The 1,820-nt window shown below is 40.5% G+C and carries 1 pseudogene; it reads left to right on the top strand.

Annotation, left to right across the window (positions count from 1 at the left end):
- Positions 1 to 1,820: pseudogene (locus F0000_RS27155) on the top strand (hypothetical protein); the annotation flags it as partial.

Here is a 1,820-nt window from a genome sequence, read left to right on the forward strand (position 1 = left end):
GTTGACACCAGGTACATATAGTGTATTAGTTAGCGATTCTAATAATTGTTCTTCAGGCGCTATTCCATTTACGATAGCAGACGAACTGCTGATTACAGCCTCTTTAATCAAAGATTTGGATTGTAGTGCCAGTCCGGATGCTGAAATAAATGTTACAGTATCAGGAGGCAATGGCGGTAATACCTTTGAGTTGAATACCAATGGTGGGGGTTATGTTGCCTATGGCGGCGGTTTTCCGTTTACTACGACTGTAGCCGGCACGTATCAGTTTAGAGTTACCGATAGCGCAGGCTGTGAGGCAGAGACCTCTATAATTACAGTTACCCCTGCACCAGATCCTTTGGCGACAGCAGTTGCAAATGATGCAACTTGTAATGGTTTGGCAGATGGTTCTGTAGTAATTACAGTTGATACGACCGTAGGTACCGGGCCATATATGATAGACTTTAATGGTTTGGGCGCCAGCAATCAGACGAGTTATAGCGGTTTAGTAGCAGGTAGCTATACTTATGATGTAATAGATGCTAAAGAATGTAGGGCTACCTTTAGTATAAATGTTGGTGAGCCAGATGCGGTAACTATTGGGGGGGACAACAATAGAAATATCACTTGTGATGCTTCTGTAAGCCCTTCTGTAACGACCCTTGGAGCTATCATTCTTACGGGAATAACAGGAGGTACCGGAGACTATACCATAAGCTTGTTGAACCTTGATAACACCTTAGCAACGACAAGCTCTCCAAACCCTGTTGGTCCTGTAAGTACCACTACCGTTACCTTTGATGATTTGAATTTTGGTGATTATCTTGTGGAGATTGTTGATGGCAATAGTTGTAGGTACACCTTTGAGTATAGAATAGAGACACAACCTATATTTACAGTATCGGAAACTTCGCCAGTAGGGACGTGTTTAGGAGGAGTAACAGTTGATATTTCAATAACAGGAGGTACAGGGCCTTTTGAATTAAGAGAGTTTCCATCAGGAATATTAATACCATTAAGTGCCCCTCCACGAAACCATCAATTTACAAACTTACCCTTTGATACTGCTTTCTCTTATGAGGTTATAGATTTAGGATCGGGATGTAATGATATTCGTACGATCGCTCCACAAGCGAGTCCTTCGAGTATGGTTATAGATATTACAGAGGTTCCTGTAAGTTGTAGTGGAGATGTTGATGGTAGTTTTTCATATTCGATTACGGGGTATGCAGGAAATGAATTAACATATGAAGTATATAGTGTAACAGATTTGAATACGAATATTGCAGGATCTCTTACGTTTAATAATGGTAACCCACAGGGAGGGTTAACAGGTGTTGCTGCTACAGGTATTGTGACTAGTGGTGTAGTTAACTTATCTCCTGGAGTGTATCAATTAAGAGTTTTTGAAACAGATATTAGTATTGGAGCACCGTGTAATACAGCGCTAGAATTTACAATCGAAGAACCTGAAGTATTGGGTATTAGTTTAGTTTCTCAACAAGATGGTATATGTACAAGGAGTCCTGAGGTTCAGGTTGTAGCTACGGGAGGTACCATACCTTATACCTATATAGCCAATGATGGAGCTGTAGATGTTGCATCTAATTCAGATGGTTTGTTTACCACATTACCAGCAGGGACATATGATATTAGAGTAGAGGATGCTAATAGTTGTCCGGCAGCATCAGTATCGGTAACCTTAGTGACTATTGCTGATCCAGTATTCACGAGTGTTCCTGTTTTTGTTGATGATGTTTGTGTATTTGACAATAATTATACATTTACAGTAACAGCTACGGGAGTAGGACAATTAGAATATGGTATTGATGATGGAG

The organism is Aquimarina sp. RZ0 (genome assembly GCF_008370685.1).
Taxonomy (GTDB): Bacteria; Bacteroidota; Bacteroidia; order Flavobacteriales; family Flavobacteriaceae; genus Aquimarina.